This window comes from Streptomyces sp. NPDC019396, assembly GCF_040632375.1.
Taxonomy (GTDB): Bacteria; Actinomycetota; Actinomycetes; order Streptomycetales; family Streptomycetaceae; genus Streptomyces.
The window spans coordinates 243,512-260,340 of the sequence record NZ_JBEYBS010000001.1 but is presented as its reverse complement, the minus strand read 5'-3'; the positions used below and the strand labels follow the sequence as shown (position 1 = coordinate 260,340).

Genomic DNA, 16,829 nt, shown 5'->3' with positions numbered 1-16,829 from the left:
GATAGTGGGGTGCGTGAGTGCTGCATCCGTACCCCAGCCCCGTACCGAGACCGCACGGGCCGCGCAGGCGGCGAACAGCAGCAGGCGCAGTCTTGCCGCCGCCCTGCTGCTCGGCGCCGTCGGCGCCGCCGTGGTGCTGCTCGCCTCGGGGCAGACCTGGGCACAGGGCGCGGCCGATGCCGTCGGTGGCAGCGTCCCGCTGAAGGCGGACGGCCGTGACGTCACCGGTGTGCCCGCCGCTCTCGCCGTGGTGGGCCTGGCCGCGCTCGTCGCCGTGTTCGCCGTGCGCCGCGCGGGCAGGCTGCTGGTCTCCGTGCTGCTGACACTCAGCGGTGCGGGGGCCGCTGTCGCCGCGTTCCTCGGCGCCGCCGGCAGCGGGACCCTGGACGAGCAGGCCCGGCGTACCACCGGCACCAGCGACGCCGCCGCCGAGGCCCTCACCCACACCGTCTGGCCCTTCGTCACCGCCGGTGGCGGACTGCTGATCCTGCTCGCGGGGCTGCTCGCCCTGCGGTTCGGCCGGTCCTGGCCCGCGATGTCCGGCCGCTACGAGCGCGAGGGGGGCGGCCCCCGCAAGCCCCGCCAGGCCGCCGACCCGGACCGCCCCGAGGAGCTGTGGAAGGCACTGGACCGCGGCGAGGACCCCACCGGCGATCAGTGACGACCCCCACGTCCGGACAGCCGTCCGCGTACGGGACAATGGGGGACGAGGAGGTCTGCCGGCGCCACTGGCGCGGGAGAGGCCTACTGCCGACCCACTCGACGGCCTGACCTCACGGCCTCACCCACAGAGCAACACCCAAGAGGAGCACTTCATGGCGGGCAGCAGCCACGGCGGCGGACACGGACACACCCCGGCCGCCTGGACCGGCGTCATCATCAGCTTCATCGGCTTCTGCGTCGCGGGAGTCTTCATGGTGGCGAACAACCCCCTCGGTTTCTGGGCCGGCTTCGGCGTGATTCTTCTGGGCGCCGTCGTGGGCGGAGCGATGAAGGCGGCCGGTCTCGGCTCCAAGCTCGAGCCGGTCCGGGTCCAGGGCTCCGCCGATGCCGCGCAGCCCGTGAAGGCCACGCCGGCCGAGGCCACCGCGGCCGCCTGACACGCCACTGGTGAGACGCGGTCCGGCGGGCCCGGGCTGCGTCTCACCGTATGCCGGGGGGACAATCACCAGGTGGATGCCTTTACTGCCGCCTCTGCCGCACCGGGACCGGGTGCGGGGGACTCCCCCGCACCGGGGACGCCGCACGCCGCGCCCCGTACGGACCCGCCGCCCGTGGCGCCGGTGCCTCTCGCGCGACGGCTCGCGACGCCGCTGGCCGGTCTGGCCGCCGTCGCCGCGGCCTTCGCGTACGTCGGCTCCGTCGATCCCCATGAGCCCGGCCACTACCCGGTCTGCCCCTTGCTGAGGCTCACCGGGATCTACTGCCCCGGCTGCGGCGGTCTGCGCAGCGCCCATGCCTTCATCCACGGCGATCTCGGCGCCGCCCTGGGAGCCAACGCCCTCGCCACCCTCGGCTACGGGGTCTTCGCCGTGGTCTGGACCGTCTGGATCGTCCGTGCGATCCGGGGACGGCCGTTCCGCCTGGGGCTGCCCGCCTCCTGGGGATGGGCCGTCGGCGGGGTCCTGCTGGCCTTCACGGTGGTCAGGAACCTGCCGTTCGGGGCGGTGCTCGCGCCATGACGCTCCGCGGAGTGATGTTCCACGGAGTGGGATGCCCGTCAACCGGATGCGGGGCCTTCGCCCTCCTGCGGATACCATCGACATAGCTGATCGTGATCCACCAACAACCACCCGGAAGGGGGCCGCTCGCGTGAGTGTGCTCGACGAGATCATCGAAGGCGTACGCGCCGACCTCGCAGAGCGGCAGGCGCGGGTCAGCCTCGACGAGCTCAAGGAGCGTGCCGCCAAGGCGCCCCAGGCCAAGGACGGCGTCGCAGCACTGCGCGGCGACGGGGTCAAGGTCATCTGCGAGGTGAAGCGCTCCAGCCCCTCCAAGGGCGCGCTCGCCGCTATCGCCGACCCGGCAGCCCTCGCCGCCGACTACGAGGCGGGCGGTGCGGCCGTCATCTCCGTCCTCACCGAAGAGCGCCGTTTCGGCGGTTCGCTCGCGGACCTCGAGGCCGTGCGGGCACGGGTGGACATCCCGGTGCTGCGCAAGGACTTCATCGTCACCTCCTACCAGCTCTGGGAGGCCCGTGCGTACGGCGCCGACCTCGTCCTGCTGATCGTCGCCGCGCTCGACCAGGAGGCCCTGGTCTCCCTGATCGAGCGTGCCGAGTCGATCGGGCTCACCCCGCTGGTCGAGGTCCATGACGAGGACGAGGCAGAGCGGGCCGTGGACGCCGGAGCCAAGATCATCGGTGTCAACGCCCGCAACCTCAAGACCCTCGAGGTCGACCGCGGCACCTTCGAGCGCGTCGCGCCCGAGATCCCCGCGAGCATCGTCAAGGTCGCCGAGTCCGGTGTCCGCGGCCCGCACGACCTGATCGCCTACGCCAATGAAGGCGCGGACGCGGTCCTGGTCGGCGAGTCCCTGGTCACCGGGCGTGACCCGAAGTCCGCCGTGGCCGATCTGGTCGCGGCCGGCGCCCATCCCGCGCTGCGGCACGGAAGGGGCTGACTCCCGTCCATGGCCGCCGTCGTCCGCCGCACAGCCACCCGCCCGGGCTTTCGCCGCCCGGGTGCGGCTGCGCGCGGGCGGCTGCCGCACGCGCCCCTGGCTCGTGGCTGCCGCCCGCGCGGCTGCCGGGCACCGGCGCGGCGGGTGCATGGACGGCGTGTCCGCTATGTGATCGGGGATGAGCCCGGTCAGGTCAACGGCATGCGATGGCGCCGCTGAGTGACGCGCCCAAGCGCTTCCGTGCTCAGACACTGAGGCACTAGCGCACTCAGCGTCCACGGCGTCATCACACCCACACTCTTTTTCGGCTTCACAGCTCACAAGGAGTTCTGGCATGCCCAGCGACTACTTCATTCCCGATCCCGAGGGCCTGGTCCCCGACACACGGGGCTATTTCGGCGACTTCGGCGGCAAGTTCATCCCGGAGGCCCTGGTCTCCGCCGTGGACGAGGTGGCCGTCGAGTACGACAAGGCCAAGGCCGATCCCGCCTTCGCCGCCGAGCTCGACGATCTGCTCGTCCACTACACCGGCCGCCCCAGCGCGCTCACGGAGGTACCCCGCTTCGCCGAGCACGCGGGCGGTGCCCGGGTCTTCCTGAAGCGCGAGGACCTCAACCACACCGGTTCGCACAAGATCAACAATGTGCTCGGTCAGGCCCTGCTCACCAAGCGCATGGGCAAGACCCGCGTCATCGCCGAGACCGGTGCCGGACAGCACGGTGTCGCCACCGCCACCGCCTGCGCCCTCTTCGGTCTCGACTGCACCATCTACATGGGGGAGATCGACACCCAGCGCCAGGCGCTGAACGTGGCCCGGATGCGGATGCTCGGCGCCGAGGTCATCCCCGTGAAGTCCGGCAGCCGCACCCTCAAGGACGCCATCAACGAGGCGTTCCGCGACTGGGTCGCCAATGTCGACCACACCCACTACCTCTTCGGCACCGTCGCGGGCCCGCACCCCTTCCCGGCGATGGTCCGCGACTTCCACCGGGTCATCGGCGTCGAGGCCCGCCGCCAGATCCTGGAGCGCGCGGGCCGCCTTCCGGACGCGGTCGTGGCCTGCGTCGGCGGTGGCTCCAACGCCATCGGCCTCTTCCACGCCTTCATCCCGGACACCGGTGTCCGGCTGGTGGGCTGTGAGCCCGGGGGCCACGGAGTGGACACCGGCGAGCACGCGGCCACGCTCACCGCCGGCGAGCCGGGCATCCTGCACGGCTCGCGTTCGTACGTGCTCCAGGACGACGAGGGCCAGATCACCGAGCCGTATTCGATCTCGGCCGGGCTCGACTACCCGGGCATCGGCCCCGAGCACTCGTACCTGAAGGACAGTGGACGCGGTGAGTACCGGGCCGTGACCGACGACGCCGCGATGCAGGCGCTGCGGCTGCTGTCGCGTACGGAGGGCATCATCCCGGCGATCGAGTCGGCGCACGCCCTGGCCGGGGCGCTCGACCTCGGCAGGGAGCTAGGCAAGGACGGGCTGGTCGTGGTGAATCTGTCCGGCCGCGGCGACAAGGACATGGACACGGCGGCCCGCTACTTCGGGCTCTACGACACCGAAGCGGCGGCAGGCGCCGTCGTCGAGGCGGACGCGGCGGGCGAGATCGCCGAGATCGAGGGGGACGCCAAGTGAGCGGAAACATTCAGCTGCTGAGCGACACCCTGGCGCAGGCGAGGTCCGAGAACCGGGCGGCTCTGATCGCCTACCTCCCGGCCGGTTTCCCGACCGTCGACGGCGGTGTCGAGGCGATCAAGGCGATCTTCGACGGCGGCGCCGACGTCGTCGAGGTCGGCCTGCCGCACAGTGACCCGGTCCTGGACGGACCTGTCATCCAGACCGCCGACGACATCGCCCTGCGCGGCGGTGTGAAGATCGCGGACGTCATGCGGACCGTGCGCGAGGCGCACCAGGCCACGGGCAAGCCGGTGCTGGTGATGACCTACTGGAACCCGATCGACCGCTACGGCATCGAGCGGTTCACCGCCGAGCTCGCGGAGGCGGGAGGCGCGGGCTGCATCCTGCCCGACCTGCCGGTCGAGGAGTCCGGGGTGTGGCGCGAGCACGCCGAGAAGCACGGGCTCGCCACGGTGTTCGTCGTGGCGCCGAGCAGCAGGGACGAGCGGCTGGCCACCATTACCGGGGCCGGTACGGGTTTCGTCTACGCCGCCTCGCTGATGGGGGTCACCGGCACCCGTGAGTCGGTCGGTGCCCAGGCCCAGGACCTGGTGCAGCGTACGCGCGCCGCCACCCCTGGCGCCCGCGAGGGTCTCCCGGTCTGCGTCGGACTCGGTGTGTCGAACGCGGAGCAGGCGGCGCAGGTCGCGGGGTTCGCCGACGGTGTCATCGTCGGCTCGGCCTTCGTGAAGCTGCTGCTCGACGCGGACGGCCGCGAGGCGGGGACGGCGGCGGTACGGGCACTGGCGGGCGAGCTGGCCCAGGGCGTACGCCGGCGCTGACCCGCTGAAGCGGATCACCGGGGTTCGTCCGTACGGGTGGACCTCTGACCGGGGAGGCGCATATGCGCCTCCCCGGTTCGTTGCTGTGGCGTGAGCGACAACAACCCCGACAGGCCTGACAAACCAGACAGTGCCGGTCACTCCGGCGACGCCGACGGAAGGCAGGCCGCGCGTGAGCGGCTCGTGCGCGAACGTGAAATGGACAAGGCCCGTGAGAAGCGGCGGCGCCTGCTGATCGTGTGCGCGGCCGTGGTCTGTGTGCTCGGTCTCGCCGCGGTCATCGGCGTGATCGCCGCCAACGCGGGCCGTAAGGACAGCCAGTCCACCAAGGACACGACGGCACCGCGGACCGGACCCGTCACCGCACCCAGCGGGGCCACGGGCAAGGACAAGCTCGCGATCACGGTGGGCAGGGCCGACGCCCCGTCCACGCTCACCGTCTGGGAGGACTTCCGCTGCCCGGTATGTGCCCAGTTCGAGACCAGGATGCGGGACGCGATCCATGAGCTGACGGACTCGGGGCAGGTCAGGGCCGACTACCGCTTCGCCACGATCATCGACGGAAATCTCGGCGGCACGGGCTCCCTGCGCGCCGCCAACGCCGCGGCATGTGCCCAGGACGCGGGGAAGTTCGTCGCGTACCACGACGTCCTGTACGCCAACCAGCCCTCGGAGGCCGAGGACACCTTCGGCGACAACGCCGAGCTCATCGAGCTCGCTCGGCAGGTCGAAGGGCTGGACACCCCGGCGTTCCGGAGCTGTGTGGAGAAGGGCACCTACGACGACTGGGTGAACAGGTCGGCCGAGGCCTTCCACGCCGCAGGGCACAGGGGCACGCCGACGGTGCTGCTCAACGGGGAGCCGGTGTTCCCCGCGAAGGGCGCCGAGCAGCTCACACCGGAGAGTCTGAAGCAGTGGGTCACCGAGGCGAACCAGGGCAAGCGGCCCGGCACGGGGTCGGAGCAGCCTGCCACGCCGGGAGCCTCATAGGGGCCGATTCCGGCCGGACGGCGGAGCGGTTCCGGTGGAATGGCCGGAACCTGCCATTCGGCTGCTCGTTATCCAGACGTTGCAGGGCGGGTTGCGATGGTTCCGGTCCGGCAAGGTAGCGTCGGTTGTGCCATGGACCTTGCCTACATTCCCAGCCCGTCGACCGGTGTGATCCATCTCGGACCGGTACCGCTGCGCGGCTATGCCTTCTGCATCATCATCGGTGTCTTCGTCGCCGTCTGGCTCGGCAACAAGCGCTGGATCGCCCGCGGCGGCAAAACCGGCACGGTGGCCGACATCGCCGTCTGGGCGGTGCCGTTCGGCCTCGTCGGGGGCCGTCTGTACCACGTGATCACCGACTACCAGCTGTACTTCAGCGAGGGTGAGAACTGGGTCGACGCCCTCAAGATCTGGGAGGGCGGCCTCGGCATCTGGGGCGCGATCTCCCTGGGCGCCGTCGGTGCCTGGATCGGCTGCCGCAGGCGGGGAATCCCGCTGCCCGCGTACGCCGACGCCATCGCGCCCGGAATCGCCCTCGCCCAGGCGATCGGGCGCTGGGGCAACTGGTTCAACCAGGAGCTGTACGGCAAGGCGACCGACCTGCCCTGGGCCCTCAGGATCAGCGAGGGTGTCAACCGCGAGCCTGGTCTGTACCACCCGACGTTCCTCTACGAGTCGCTCTGGTGCGTCGGCGTCGCCCTGCTGGTGATCTGGGCGGACCGCCGCTTCAAGCTCGGGCACGGACGCGCCTTCGCGCTCTATGTCGCCGCGTACTGCGCGGGCCGCGCCTGGATCGAGTACATGCGGGTCGACGAGGCCCACCACATCCTGGGCCTGCGGCTGAACGTCTGGACCGCGATCATCGTCTTCGCCCTGGCGGTGGCCTACATCGTGGTCTCGGCGAAGCTGCGCCCGGGCCGCGAGGAGGTCGTGGAGCCCGCGAAGCCGGAGGCGGTCAAGGCCGGGGACAACCCCGGTGCGAGCGGTGACGCCGGCTCGACGGCGGCGGACCCCGAGGAAGGTGAGCGGACCCCCGAGGACCCCGCACCCGCCGACCTGGGCAAGGACCGCGACGATGACGCGGCCGAATCGGAGACCGCCCGGAAGAGCTGACCCAGCGACTGAAGGCCGCCCGACCACCATGGCCGGGCGGCCTTCGCGTTCACCCCTGACCGGCTCAGGCGCCGCGGCGGGCCAGCGAGAGCGTGCGGTGCGCCGTCGCCACCACCGCCGCGTCGACGAAGCGCCCGTCCGGGAGGGCCAGTGCCCCCGCGTCGGTCTCCGCCGCCTTGACGATCTCCTCGGCCTGCTCCACCTCCTCCGGGCTGGGCAGGTAGGCCCGCTCGATGACCGGGAGCTGCCGGGGATGGATCGCCGCACGGCCCAGGAAGCCGACCGCCCGGCCATGGGCACAGGACTCCGCGAGCCCGTCCAGATCGCGGATGTCGGGATACACCGACTGCGACGGTGGTGCGAGCCCGGCCGCCCGCGCCGCGACCACGATGCGGCTGCGCGGCCAGTCGAGCCCCCGGTCGTCCCGCACCCCGAGGTCGGCCCGCAGATCGGCCTCGCCGAGGGCGATCCCGTGGACCGCGGGTGTCGCGGTCGCGATGGCGTAGGCGTGCTCGACACCGGACGCCGACTCCAGCAGGGCGTACAGCCCGGTGCCCGGGGCGAGTGACGCCGGACCCAGGATGTCGGTGGGGTGTGTCACCTTGGGGATACGCAGAGCGGACAGGCCGGGCAGCCCGGCCAGTGCCGGGATGTCACGCTCGGCATGGATCCGGACGTGGACGGGCACGGGCTGGGAGGAAGTGAGCAGTTCGGCGGTCGCGGCGAGGGCGTATGCCTTGCGCTCGGGCGGGACCGCGTCCTCGAGGTCCACGATCACCACGTCGGCGCCGCAGTTGAGCGCCTTGTGGACGACATCGGGATGGTCGCCGGGCGCGTACAGCCAGGTGAGCGGGGCCGTTTCGGGAGTCAGGGGGGCGCTGGCGGCGGGAGCGGCGTCCACATCATCGGCGGCAGCGGCAAGGAAGCCGGCGGTGTGCGGGCGGGCGCTCACAGCGCACCTTCGCGGCGCAGTGCGGCGATCCGCTCGGGCGTGAGTCCGAGCTCGCCGAGCACGGCGTCCGTGTCCGCGCCATGCGGCCTGCCCGCCCAGCGGATCCGTCCAGGGGTGGCGGAGAGCCGGAAGAGCACGTTCTGCATGCGGATGGGTCCGAGCTCCGGGTCGGGCACCTCGGTGATGGTGTCCAGTGCGCGGTACTGGGGGTCGGCCATCACGTCCCGGACGTCGTGCACGGGCGCTACCGCGGCCTCCGCGTGCTCGAAAGCCGCCAGCACCTCCTCACGGGTGTGCCGGGCGATCCACCCGCCCACGGCCTCGTCCAGTACGTCGGCGTGCTCCGCCCGTCCGCTGCCGGTGGCGAACCACGGCTCGCTCGTCAGCTCGGGCCGCCCGACCAGCCGCATCACCCGCTCGGCGACGGACTGCGCCGAGGTGGAGACGGCGAGCCAGGCCCCGTCGGCCGACCGGTAGGTGTTGCGCGGGGCGTTGTTGCGGGAGCGGTTGCCGGTGCGTGGCTGCACGTAGCCGAGCTGGTCGAACCAGATGGGCTGGGGGCCGAGCACGGTGAGGATGGGTTCGATGATCGCCATGTCCACCACCTGCCCGCGACCCGACGCGGTCCGGGCGGTCAGCGCGGTCATCACGGCGTACGAGGTGGCCAGTGCCGCGATGGAGTCGGCGAGACCGAACGGCGGCAGGGTCGGCGGGCCTTCGGGTTCACCCGTGATGGCGGCGAAACCGCTCATCGCCTCGGCGAGCGTGCCGAAGCCCGGCCGGCGGCAGTACGGCCCGTACTGCCCGAAGGCGGTGACTCTGGCGAGCACCAGCCGGGGGTTGACCGCGCTCAGCTCCTCCCAGCCGAGCCGCCACTTCTCCAGGGTGCCGGGGCGGAAGTTCTCGACGATCACGTCTGCGGTGGCGGCGAGCCGCAGCAGGGTCGCGCGCCCACCGGACGTGGACAGATCGAGGGTGATGGTGCGCTTGTTGCGGCCGAGCAGCTTCCACCACAGGCCGACACCGTCCTTGTCGGGGCCGTGCCCGCGGGAGGGATCGGGCTTGAGCGGGTGCTCGACCTTGATGACTTCGGCACCGAAGTCACCGAGCATCGTGGCGGCGAGCGGCCCGGCGAAGAGAGTGGCGAGATCGAGGACGCGCAGTCCGGCGAGCGGACCGTCCCCGGCAGGGTGAGGGGCGGCGGCACCGTCGGCGTCGGGGTCGTGCATGAGGGCTCCAAGCTCCTTCGGTTACTCCGGCTGACTGGGCGGGCACGGCCCCGGACAAGGCCCAGGCCGTGATCGGGGAGTCCCGCCTGGCTCGCGACTCCCCAGAGCTTCGCCTGGGATGCGCCCCGGGCACGCATGCTCACCGCGTTGTCGGAGTCGTCCAGGTACGCCCAGTACGAGGATGACCTCCCCCGACCTGCGGTGGGGTACCCCACCGCAGCGGCCCAGGCCGTGCCTGAGAAGTCCCGCCTGGCCCACGACTCCCCCCAGAACTTCGCCTGGGAGGTGCCCCCAGCCCGCGCACTCGCTGCGTGGTCGGGACCGTTCAGGCCCGCCCAGTACGAGGACGGCTCCCCCCGACCTTCGGTGGGGGTACCCCCACCGTCTCGCGAGGGCACGCATCGGACGCCGCGAGCCCCGCCATCCGGGCGGACGGCGCCAGTTCTCCGACACGGCCTAGCGGGCCGTCGCGGCGCCCTTGTCCGCCGCCTTGTCGATCTCGGGGCGGGTGGGCATGGAGGACGAGGCACCCGGACGCTGGACGGAGACCGCAGCGGCGGCCGATGCCCAGACCATCGCGTCGTGCATCGGCCTGCCCTCGACCAGGGCCACCGCGAGTGCGCCCACGAAGGTGTCACCCGCCGCGGTCGTGTCGACCGCACGCACCCGGGGTGCGGGGACCCGCACGGGCTCGGCACCCCGGGCCAGATGGAGGCTGCCCTCCGCGCCCAGCGTGACCACCACTTCCGGCACCTGGCGCAGCAGCGCGCCGGCGGCGGTGTGCGGGTCCGTCGTACCGGCGAGCAGAGCCGCCTCGTGCTCATTGGGCACCAGCAGGTCCACGACCGCGAGGAGTTCGGGCGGCAGGGTCTGGGCGGGGGCCGGGGTGAGGATGGTGCGCACCCCGTGGCGGCGGGCGGCCTCGGCTCCCGCGAGCACTCCGGCGAGCGGCAGCTCGAGCTGCAGCAGCAGGACGTCGGCGCCGGCGATCACGGCCTCGTCGCCAGGGGTGAGGTGGTCCACGGTGCCGTTCGCGCCGGGGATGACGACGATCGCGTTGCCGCCCTCGTCGTCCACGACGATGTGCGCGGTGCCGGAAGCGGCATCGACGGTGCGCAGCAGATCGGTGTCCACCCCGGAGTGCTCCAGCGTGTCCCTGAGCCGGGCGCCGAAATCGTCCGCGCCCACCGCACCGATCATCGACACGTCGGCGCCCGCCCGGGCGGCGGCGACGGCCTGGTTCGCGCCCTTGCCGCCGGGGATCGTGCGGAATTCCCTTCCCGTGACGGTCTCTCCTCGCTGGGGCGCCCTCGGCACATAGGCGACGAGGTCCATATTGGTGCTGCCGAGCACCACGATGCCGGTCATGGGCGTACGTCCTCCTGGGGGATCGGGGCGCGCGTGAGCTGGGTGAGGGTGAGTCGGGCGAGGGCGTCGAAGCCGATGCCGTCGAAGCCGCCGACGGTGGTGGCCAGCCGGTTCTTGAGCGGAGCGGTCCACCGTTCGGGCAACCGGTCCGGATGTCCGGCGAGCAGCCCGGCGAGCGAACCGGCCGTGGCGCCGTTGGAGTCGGTGTCCCAGCCGCCCGAGACGGCGCGGCAGATGGAGCCGCCGAAGTCCCCGTCGGCATGGGTGAGCGCCGCGCACAGCAGGGCGGTGTTGGGGATGACATGCACCCAGTGGTAGTTGCCGTAGGCGGCGTGGAGCCGGTCCACCACCGTGTCGAAGTCGTCGTACCGCCCGGCTGTCCCGATCCCGGTACGGATGGCCCCGGCGAGCCGTGACCCGGGCGGTACGACCCGAAGACCCGTACGCAGGCACTGGTGGACGTCCGCGCGGCCGGTCGCCGCCTCGGCGAGCGCTGCGGCGGTGAACATCGCCCCGTACACACCGTTGGCGGTATGGGTGAGCCTCGCGTCCCGGTGGGCCTGGGCCGCCGCGGACGCGGGGTCGCCAGGGTTGGTCCAGCCGTGCACATCGGCCCGGATCGCGGCACCGATCCATTCCCGGAAGGGGTTGTGGTGGCTGGCGGTGAGCGGAGGTTCGAGTCCGGCGAGCAGATTGCGGTACGCGACTCGCTCGGCGGTGAAGGTGCGGGCGGCGGGGAGTTCGTCCAGCCACAGCCGGGCCACGTCGGCAGTGGTGAAGCCGTCGCCGCACCGCTGGAGCAGGAGCAGGTTCAGCAGCGGGTAGTTCAGATCGTCGTCCTCGGGCATCCCGTCGATGTTCTCGGCGAGGGAGGTCGGTGCGGACCTGCGGTTCCATGGGTGGGCGGCGAGCAGCTCCGCGGGAACACCCCTGGCGGTGAACCAGCCGGTGAGCGGCCAGTTGCCCGCGGCACGGGCCAAGGCGCGGATACCGGCGAGCGGGAGCTTCTCGACGGGCTTGCCCAGCAGGCATCCCGCGGCACGGCCGAGCCAGGCGGCGTGGAGGCGCTCCCGGAGGGCGCCGTCCGGGCGTGTCACGCCCGGCCAGGAAGGGCAGGCACCGATGATCCCGGCCAGAGAGGACGGCTCGTCCCGTGCCAACGGCGAGGGGAGTCGGTCCAGTTCGTCGAGCAGCGCGAGGGCCAGGGCCCGCAGGCGCGGGGCGGCGGGGACCGCGGACGCGCCCGCCGCCGGGGGCGCGCAGGGGCCGCCGGCGGCGCGCCAGCGGCCGGCGATCTCCGAGGCGTCGCGCCCGTCCTCGGCGGCCTGGCGCAGCTCGTGACCGATCAGGTCCTCGGGCTGGACCCAGGTGAGCCGCAGGTTCACAGGGCGACCCCCGTCAACCGGGCGAAGGCGGCTTCATGGGCGCGGCGGCGTTCCGTGTCGCGGGCGAACACCTCCCGTGTCACCTGCGCCAGCTCCCGCGCCGGAGCGTGCAGATCCACCCGGCTGGCCTCGGCGACCGTCTTCGCCCAGTCGGCCGGGATCGGTTCCTCGCCGTGGAGCGCTCCCGCGATCGCGCCGGACATGGTGGCGATGGAGTCGCAGTCGCGGCCGTAGTTGACGGAGCCGAGCACCGTACGGCGGTAGTCGCCGCCGGCGATCAGCAGCATCCCCAGCGCGATGGGCAGCTCCTCGATCGCGTGCAGCCGGGACGGCCGCCGGGCCCCGAGCGACGGTGCGCGGTAGTCGGGCCCGACCGTGTCGAAGGGCGCGACGGCCTCCCGTAGCGGGCGCAGCGCGGGCTCGAATTCGCTGTGGGCGGCGGCGACTTCGGCGACGGCCTCGATCGCCCCGCGGGTGCCGTCCTTGGCGAGGCCGAGACAGGCGTCGAGGACACTTCCCGGGCTTGCCCCCGGCGCACAGGCCGCGGCGACCGCCGCCGCGAACACCCCCGCCGCCTCGCGGCCGTACGAGGACTGGTGGGCGCCCGCGATGTCGAGTGCCTCGGCGTAGGCGGCGGCGGGGTCGGCGGCGTTCACCAGGCCGACCGGTGCCATGTACATCGCGGCACCGCAGTTGACGATGTTGCCGGTGCCTGCCTCGCGCGGGTCGACATGCCCGTAGTGCAGCCGGGCCACCAGCCACTTCTCGGCGAGGAAGATCCGCTGGACGGGCAGTGCCTCGGCCTCCAGCTCGGGGATCCAGCGCGGTGTGGTGATCAGGTCGGGTACGAGGTGCTCGGCGACCGCGTACGCGTCGAGGTGGTCGCGCACCGTCGCGTAGACCCGTACGAGGGCATGGGTCATCAGGGTGTCGTCGGTGATGTGCCCATCGCCCTTGTGATACGGCGCGATCGGCCGGGCGGTGGACCATTCGTCCCCGTGCCAAGGGCCGACGACGCCGTGGATCCGGCCCCCGTGGCGTTCCTCGATCTGTTCCGGGGTGTAGCCCTCGACCGGGCCGCCGAGGGCGTCACCGACCGCCGCGCCGATGAGGGCGCCGGCGAGGCGGTCATCGAGGGGTGCGGGTGCGGGGAGCGCGGAGAGTGTCATGCCGGAATTGTCCACCCCGGGTGGGCGGGTTTCGCGGACGCGACGCTCAGCGGTGTACCGCTGTGGCGAGTTGTCCGGCGAGTGCCACGAGGTCCGTGCCGGCGAAGCGGGGGAGCGCGCAGCCTGCGAGGGTGCGGCAGGTGTCGCGCCAGGTGGCGGGTACGGCGGTGGCGCCGCCGAGTGTGCCGGTCAGTGCTCCGGCGAGGGCGGGAGCGGAGTCGGCGACCCGGGACAGACAGGCGGCGGCGGGGACGGCCCCGGCGACCTGCCCGCGGGCGGCGAGGGCGAGGGCGAGGGCGACCGGGACGGTTTCCGCGGCGGCGATTCCGTAGCTGTACACGTGGTCCACGATCTGGTGCTCCAGCAGGGGGACCAGGGCGAACGCGTCGTCGGTGTCCCGGGCGAGCCTGACCGCGTGCCGGGCGTTGCGGCCGATCTCGGTGGCCTCGGGGAGTTGGGCGAGCGCCGCGTCGACCGCGGCGTGTACGGCCGCGCCGCCCAGCGCGGCGGCGATCGCCGCGGCCATCGCGCGGGCGCCGTGCACGCCGTCACCGTCCTGGGTGTAGCGGGCGTCGAACTCGGCGAGCTCGGCGGCGGCCAGCGGGTCGCCGGGGTGGACGACGGCGAGCACGGCGGCGCGGACGCACGCGGCGTCGTCGAAGTAGTGCGGGTTGTCGTGGCCGGTCGCGGGCGGGCGAAGCCCGGTGGCGAGGTTGCCGAGACCTGCGCGTACGGAGATCCGGGCCCGCAGGGGGAGTACGGCGGACTCGACCTCGGGTGCCCGGGCGGCGGCTGCGGCGACCTTCCCGGCCAGGGAGTTCCAGGCGAGGTCCACCGCGGTACGCATCCGGCGTGCGGGCACGCCGTCGCCACCGGCCCCGGCGAGGATCGTCTCGGCGGTGAAGGCGGCCCACTCGGCGTCGTCGGAAGGCCCGAGCCGCAGGGGCTCGGGAGCCTGGTTGAGGGCGATCGGGACCGGGAGGGTCGTCGTCGCGTTCTGTTCGGCGAAGGTGTCGAGCTCGCGGGTGAGCCGACGGGTCCACTCCGGCATGCGGGCGGCCCGGTGCCGCGCGGCGGGCCACCCCGCGGCGTCCCCCGCGGCCAGTCCGAGCAGCAGCCCTTCGATCCGGCTCCTGAGGTCGTCGGCCGGGTCGGCGCGGACCCTGTCGTCGCTGTCCGGCGCCACGATCTCCGGGGGCGGCATCGCGGCGTCCACGGGACCGGCCGTGGCATCGGGGGCGGGGTCTAGCGGGCCGGGGGGCATGGGAGGGCCTCGGTGTCGGTGTCGTTGTCGGGTGTGAGCAGGTCGGCGATGTCGAGTACGTGATAGCCCCGCATCGAGGGGAGGCAGCTGCCGCGCACCGGGCCGATCACCTCCGCCCACTCGCGGGGGATCGCGGTGGCGCCGGACACCGCACCGGCGAGTGCTCCGGCCACTGCTGCCGTGGTGTCGGCGTCGCGGCCCATGTTGACCGCGGTGAGCACCGCCGTACGGAAGTCGCCGCGGGCCGCGGCGAACGCCCCGAAGGCCAGGCCGACGGCCTCCGGGGCGAGGTCCGTCCAGGGGTAGCCGCCGATGACGACCGCGGAGCGGACGGAGCGTTCACGCATCAGGGGATCGGGGTCGGTCTGCTCCGCCGCGACCACCGCGCGGCGCATGGAGCGCGCGGTCCAGGAGTCCATCGGGATCACGGACAGCGCCGCGCCGATCACCCCTGCGGGGCCCGCGCCCGCCATCGCCGCCGCGACCCCCGCCGCCACCGCCTGGCCGCCGTAGATCCCCTCGCCGTCATGGCTGACGCAGCCGTCGATGGCCACCAGCCGCGCCGCCTCCGCCGGGTCTCCCGCGGCGAAGACGCCGAACGGCGCCGCCCGCATGGCGAGACCGTCGCTCCAGGCATGCCGGTGCTGGGCCGTAATGGGCGCCGCCAGGCCCCGTCTGAGGTTCTCCAGGGTGCCCCGCTCGCTGAAGCCCGCGCCACGGAAGGGGCCTTCGTCGAGGTCGGCGATCCAGCGGTGCCAGGCCTGCTCGACATGGGAGACGGTCAGCGCGGATCCGTGCCTGGCCAGCAGCAGCCCGGAGAAGATCGCGTACTCCGTGTCGTCCGTGCCCGAGGGGTTGTCCGTCACGAACCCCTCGATCCGTCCCCAGCGGCGGCGGATCTCGGACGGCCGCATGTTCTCGGCGGGCGCGCCGAGCGCGTCGCCCACGGCCAGTCCGAGCAGTGCGCCGCGGGCCCGATCGCATGAGATGCACTCCAACGTGTCACCCCTTTGTGCGGCACACCTGCGGCATTTCCGCGGAGCATCCGAGCCTGTTCCGGGATATCTGCCACGCACACCGCCCGGTGCTCTGCCGAATGGCCGGGTGTCACCCGGCTGACCGTGGCCCACCGTAGGTAAGTAAAGCCTGCCTTGCTGGCGCGCCCCTTACATCGCGCGTACTTTCGAGGTGCTGAAAGCAACGCACGGAACACGGAACAAGGGGAGAGCTGTGTCCATCATCGAGACCGAGGCCACACTTCACGAGGCGCACCGCGACAATCACACGCACCGCGACGTGAACGGTGGTTGGCTGCGTCCCGCGGTGTTCGGCGCGATGGACGGGCTTGTCTCCAACCTCGCCCTGATGACCGGCGTGGCCGGAGGCGCCGTGTCCCAGCAGGTCATCGTGATCACTGGGCTCGCGGGCCTGGCGGCGGGCGCCTTCTCGATGGCGGCGGGCGAGTACACCTCGGTGGCCTCGCAGCGTGAGCTCGTCCAGGCCGAGCTGGATGTCGAGCGCAGGGAGCTGCGCAAGCACCCGGTGGACGAGATGGAGGAGCTCGCGGCCCTGTACGCGGCCAGGGGCGTGGAGCCGCGGCTCGCCCGCGAGGTGGCCATGCAGCTCTCACGCGACCCTGAGCAGGCGCTGGAGATCCATGCCCGTGAGGAGCTCGGCATCGACCCGGACGACCTGCCGTCGCCCACCGTCGCCGCCGTCTCGTCCTTCGGTTCGTTCGCGCTCGGCGCGCTGGTGCCGGTGCTCCCGTACCTCCTCGGCGCCACCGCCCTGTGGCCCGCCGTGCTGTGCGCGCTCATCGGACTGTTCGCCTGCGGTGCGCTCGTCTCCCGGGTGACGGCCCGTGGCTGGTGGTTCAGCGGACTGCGGCAGCTCGCACTCGGCGGCGCGGCGGCGGCGCTCACCTACGGGGTCGGTGCCCTGGTGGGCGCGGCGGTCTGACCCGGCCGCCTGCCCTGACCCCGCCTGCCCGGCGGGTTCCGTTACCCTTCTGTGATGTCGGTCTGTGACGTACGCCCGGGTGTCGCGCGGGCGTGCTCGATGCGACACTGTGCTTGGCTCCATGCGAGCGCTGTAACTCGGCGGTTTCGAGTTTATGACCGCCGGGCATGAGCCGTAAGCGCCGCGGGCAACGAAGCCCGCTCTGTCAGCCGGGACCACGGGCACCAAATCGGTCCGTACCCGCCCCCACCTGCGCCGCTGTCCCACCCCTTCGCAGCGTCGTCGCAGCTCGGTGTCCGCATGCTGGAATGAGCTATCCAC

At 72.6% G+C, this 16,829-nt stretch carries 17 protein-coding genes; 10 read left to right on the top strand and 7 right to left on the bottom strand.

The features are described from left to right. Nucleotides 1-4 precede the first annotated feature (4 nt). From ABZ532_RS01205 to lgt, 9 genes are all read left to right on the top strand, one after another. Nucleotides 5-661: a TIGR02234 family membrane protein gene (locus ABZ532_RS01205; protein ID WP_361278261.1), complete on the top strand. Its 657-nt coding sequence runs from the start codon at nucleotides 5-7 to the stop codon at nucleotides 659-661. Nucleotides 662-815: 154 nt separating this feature from the next. Then, entirely contained in the window at nucleotides 816-1,100 is a 285-nt protein-coding gene (locus ABZ532_RS01200; protein WP_361278258.1) for an HGxxPAAW family protein, read from the top strand. Between the two features lie 174 nt (nucleotides 1,101-1,274). Then, nucleotides 1,275-1,682, top strand: coding sequence for a DUF2752 domain-containing protein (locus ABZ532_RS01195; protein WP_361278653.1), 408 nt, complete (start codon nucleotides 1,275-1,277; stop codon nucleotides 1,680-1,682). Nucleotides 1,683-1,812: 130 nt separating this feature from the next. Continuing rightward, the gene (gene trpC / locus ABZ532_RS01190) at nucleotides 1,813-2,622 is read left to right on the top strand and encodes an indole-3-glycerol phosphate synthase TrpC (protein ID WP_361278256.1); all 810 of its coding nucleotides are present in this window, start codon (nucleotides 1,813-1,815) and stop codon (nucleotides 2,620-2,622) included. 9 nt (nucleotides 2,623-2,631) lie between these two features. Next, the gene (locus ABZ532_RS01185) at nucleotides 2,632-2,841 is read left to right on the top strand and encodes a tryptophan synthase subunit(beta) (protein ID WP_361278254.1); all 210 of its coding nucleotides are present in this window, start codon (nucleotides 2,632-2,634) and stop codon (nucleotides 2,839-2,841) included. A 115-nt stretch (nucleotides 2,842-2,956) separates the two neighbouring features. Then, nucleotides 2,957-4,255, top strand: coding sequence for a tryptophan synthase subunit beta (gene trpB, locus ABZ532_RS01180; protein WP_361278251.1), 1,299 nt, complete (start codon nucleotides 2,957-2,959; stop codon nucleotides 4,253-4,255). Beyond that, nucleotides 4,252-5,079, top strand: coding sequence for a tryptophan synthase subunit alpha (gene trpA / locus ABZ532_RS01175; protein WP_361278249.1), 828 nt, complete (start codon nucleotides 4,252-4,254; stop codon nucleotides 5,077-5,079). Before trpB ends, trpA begins: the two co-directional genes overlap by 4 nt. Nucleotides 5,080-5,277: 198 nt before the next feature. After that, nucleotides 5,278-6,069, top strand: coding sequence for a thioredoxin domain-containing protein (locus ABZ532_RS01170; RefSeq protein WP_361278650.1), 792 nt, complete (start codon nucleotides 5,278-5,280; stop codon nucleotides 6,067-6,069). 132 nt (nucleotides 6,070-6,201) lie between these two features. Then, complete coding sequence (gene lgt / locus ABZ532_RS01165; RefSeq protein ID WP_361278247.1) at nucleotides 6,202-7,182, top strand: prolipoprotein diacylglyceryl transferase; 981 nt, start codon at nucleotides 6,202-6,204, stop codon at nucleotides 7,180-7,182. Between the two features lie 64 nt (nucleotides 7,183-7,246). On the opposite strand, the gene ABZ532_RS01160 is transcribed toward lgt, so the two are convergent. The 7 genes from ABZ532_RS01160 to ABZ532_RS01130 all read right to left on the bottom strand — a co-directional run bounded on the left by ABZ532_RS01160 (nucleotide 7,247) and on the right by ABZ532_RS01130 (nucleotide 15,547). Next, nucleotides 7,247-8,053, bottom strand: a complete 807-nt coding sequence (locus ABZ532_RS01160; RefSeq protein ID WP_361278648.1) for a CoA ester lyase — start codon at nucleotides 8,051-8,053, stop codon at nucleotides 7,247-7,249. Nucleotides 8,054-8,130: 77 nt separating this feature from the next. Next, nucleotides 8,131-9,363: a CoA transferase gene (locus ABZ532_RS01155; RefSeq protein ID WP_361278245.1), complete on the bottom strand. Its 1,233-nt coding sequence runs from the start codon at nucleotides 9,361-9,363 to the stop codon at nucleotides 8,131-8,133. 456 nt (nucleotides 9,364-9,819) lie between these two features. After that, nucleotides 9,820-10,731, bottom strand: coding sequence for a ribokinase (gene rbsK, locus ABZ532_RS01150; protein WP_361278243.1), 912 nt, complete (start codon nucleotides 10,729-10,731; stop codon nucleotides 9,820-9,822). Beyond that, the gene (locus ABZ532_RS01145) at nucleotides 10,728-12,116 is read right to left on the bottom strand and encodes an ADP-ribosylglycohydrolase family protein (protein WP_361278241.1); all 1,389 of its coding nucleotides are present in this window, start codon (nucleotides 12,114-12,116) and stop codon (nucleotides 10,728-10,730) included. The genes rbsK and ABZ532_RS01145 overlap by 4 nt, the downstream gene beginning before the upstream one ends. Continuing rightward, on the bottom strand, nucleotides 12,113-13,285 hold the full coding sequence (locus ABZ532_RS01140) for an ADP-ribosylglycohydrolase family protein (protein ID WP_361278239.1): 1,173 nt from the start codon (nucleotides 13,283-13,285) through the stop codon (nucleotides 12,113-12,115). Before ABZ532_RS01140 ends, ABZ532_RS01145 begins: the two co-directional genes overlap by 4 nt. Nucleotides 13,286-13,331: 46 nt before the next feature. Next, nucleotides 13,332-14,501, bottom strand: coding sequence for an ADP-ribosylglycohydrolase family protein (locus ABZ532_RS01135; protein ID WP_361278237.1), 1,170 nt, complete (start codon nucleotides 14,499-14,501; stop codon nucleotides 13,332-13,334). A 29-nt stretch (nucleotides 14,502-14,530) separates the two neighbouring features. Beyond that, entirely contained in the window at nucleotides 14,531-15,547 is a 1,017-nt protein-coding gene (locus ABZ532_RS01130) for an ADP-ribosylglycohydrolase family protein (protein ID WP_361278235.1), read from the bottom strand. Nucleotides 15,548-15,779: 232 nt separating this feature from the next. Here ABZ532_RS01130 and ABZ532_RS01125 point away from each other — a divergent pair, with 232 nt between their 5' ends. Continuing rightward, nucleotides 15,780-16,508 carry a VIT1/CCC1 transporter family protein gene (locus ABZ532_RS01125; RefSeq protein WP_361278233.1) on the top strand — a complete coding sequence of 243 codons (729 nt, stop codon included), beginning with the start codon at nucleotides 15,780-15,782 and terminating at the stop codon, nucleotides 16,506-16,508. The last annotated feature ends 321 nt before the right edge of the window (nucleotides 16,509-16,829 follow it).